The sequence below is a fragment of the Candidatus Accumulibacter vicinus genome (assembly GCF_000584955.1).
Lineage (GTDB): Bacteria > Pseudomonadota > Gammaproteobacteria > Burkholderiales > Rhodocyclaceae > Accumulibacter > Accumulibacter vicinus.
On the sequence record NZ_JDSS02000038.1, the window covers coordinates 12,758 to 15,193 of the forward strand.

Here is a 2,436-nt window from a genome sequence, read left to right on the forward strand (position 1 = left end):
TTGTATGCTGGTGCACGTTTTAATTGGACTCGGTTGATTGCCTGTTAATTCGTATCGTCTATTCAGGTTGCTAGTCTGAAGCATGTTATTGCCATACCTTGAGCGAGCTATCGCCAGCTACACTGTATGAGTCTGATAGAGTATTGCGCGGGTACGCGATTTTACCTGTCGCACGTGCATCATACATACTGCTAGCGTACTGCATAGTTTATGACAAAGCGATACCCTGCTTATTTCGCATAAATTTCTGTAGGAGCGTACTAGCAAGTTTCGGGAATCCGGCCTATGAGCACATCAACCTAATCGTCCTAAGCGTATGGGACTCCGACCTAGCAACGCCAGTTAGAGTATCCCATACGACGAGTCACGCGCTACAACAGCGCGCTACAGACTAGGTGATGCACCCGCCCTTCGGCAGGCACTTAGCCCATGCAGCGGCATTGCAGATACTTCTGCCGTCGGCATGGACCTAGATCCCGAATTGTAAAAGATCAAGGCTTCTTCATGCGGTCTACCACTAGACCGCATGAAGAAGCCTGCCATTGCTGGCAGGCTATCGGTCAGTAGTTCGCTCTGACGTAGAGCGTACCATCCTCGTTGTTGGTTATTGACTGGACGTAGTGCCCGGCTTGAACGAGTGCCGATCTTGCGGCGCTCAGTGTTTCGGCGTTCGGCAGGATGATATTGACCCAGCTACTCCCGCTGAAGATTACCTCTGCGCCCAGGGCGCGGAGGTTTTTGTCCATCGTACGAGTGTTGTCCATCTCATACCACCTTTTTGTGAGCCAATACGACCCGGAATCCGAGTTGCTTGGCAAGGGCGCGGAGAACAGCCTCTGCGTCATCGCGTTTTGTGACGACTTTTACCACTTCTTCAGTGGGGATCACAGGAGGAATCCGCCTCTCTGCGGCGATTGCTGCAAGTGCAGCAGCCTCTGCTTGCTCCGACTTTTCAGCAAGCAATCGAGAGCGTTCAAGCCACTCCCCGGGCGTGGCTTTCGGCGTTTCCGGCGTTTCCGGCGTTTCCGGCGTTTCCGGCGTTTCCGGCGTTTCCGGCGCTTCCGGTGCCGTCACCACTTTCTTTGCTGGCGCAGGAAGCGCCAGCATTGCCTCAATGCCCGCTTTCGCGGCTGCTTCGAGTTGCGGCATCCTGCAACCTGCCCCTTTCTTGAGGCAGGCGAGAGTCGCCTGCAGGCCAATTCTTGCTGCGGCCGGCAAGTTCTCTACGCCATCAATGGCATTGCCGTGCGCATGGCGCACGGCTAAGGTGATAAGTCCCTGAACAATACTCAAGGGCGAAGCGCCAACTCCCAAGCCGGTCAAGGCCAGGGTAGGCGTTGCAACCAAGTCACGAGGAGCTATCAGAGAATCAGCCGTGACTGATTCCCGGAAAATCCCATTGCCCATCAGGGCAGGTACGCTGGCATTAGCCAGCGTCTTGCGCTGCGTGGCCGGCAGTGTTGCCGGTGCGGCGGTTTTTACGATTGCCATTTCGATTCCTTTCAAAGGATGAGAACAATGGCCATGGTGATGACCATGGCCAGAAAGAACGGCTTGGGACTAGTGTGATGTGACATTTGACTGTCTCCATATCAGTGACTACAAGGAGCATCATACTCCGATCACAGTACAAGTCAAGTGATTTTGTATTATTTGCAGTCTGCCGTATAGGTGACGCTCCAGGTAATGATAGTTTGATGAGGGTTCAGGGCGAGTTAGGTTTCGTTCTCACGCTCCCGCGCCTTCTCGATCTTGGCGCAAACCCAATTCCCGGTGCGCCCGTCGCTTAGGCGCACCACCTTTTCTTTCAGTCGCACGGGAAGGCGAACCGTGAGCGTCGTCATCGGTTCGCCCGGGTACTTCGGCGGCCGGTGCGCTGGCCGCTTCGGCTTGTCGCTCACGCGGCCGACGCGAGAATGATCTCGCTCGCCGGTGTCTGCCACCAGCACGCGGCCGGTGCGCCGCTGTTTCGGTCGCCAGCCTCTCCGGCGGCGATGGCGGCCGCTTCGGCGGTCAGGAATTTCCGCCCGAGGCGGTCGAGCGCAACCGCCCCGCCTCCAATAATGGCGCAGCCCGCCGCCATCACGGCGGCCTTGTGGGGGCCGTCGCCCCAGTTCATCCCGCTGGCCGCCCAGCGGGCCATGGCGCGGCCCGTCTTCACGGCCGCTTTACTCACCACTTGACCATTCCTTTTCATGATCTTCTCCTTTTCTGCTGCTCGGCACCGCGCCTCGCATGGTTAGTAATGTAGTGCATTAGTCTGAGCGTGTCAAGCACTTTCTCACAACAAAACCTAACTATCGTTTCCAGCGGGACGGGCCTCCGGCCCGTCCCTGAAACTGGCGTTCGACGAACAGGGCGAGTTCGATGAACAGGGCGAGTTCGACGAACAGGGCCAGCTGACGGTCAGGGCCAGCTGACGGTCAGGGCCAGCTG

3 protein-coding genes are annotated in these 2,436 nt (G+C 57.1%); all 3 read right to left on the bottom strand.

Features of this window, described 5'->3' with window-relative positions; all coding sequences use genetic code 11:
• Positions 1-560 precede the first annotated feature (560 nt).
• Positions 561-764: a hypothetical protein gene (locus CAPSK01_RS17230; protein WP_273703938.1), complete on the bottom strand. Its 204-nt coding sequence runs from the start codon at positions 762-764 to the stop codon at positions 561-563.
• Position 765: 1 nt separating this feature from the next.
• The gene (locus tag CAPSK01_RS17235; protein ID WP_034929595.1) at positions 766-1,491 is read right to left on the bottom strand and encodes a hypothetical protein; all 726 of its coding nucleotides are present in this window, start codon (positions 1,489-1,491) and stop codon (positions 766-768) included.
• A 406-nt stretch (positions 1,492-1,897) separates the two neighbouring features.
• Positions 1,898-2,197 carry a hypothetical protein gene (locus CAPSK01_RS17245; protein ID WP_034929601.1) on the bottom strand — a complete coding sequence of 100 codons (300 nt, stop codon included), beginning with the start codon at positions 2,195-2,197 and terminating at the stop codon, positions 1,898-1,900.
• Positions 2,198-2,436 lie beyond the last annotated feature (239 nt).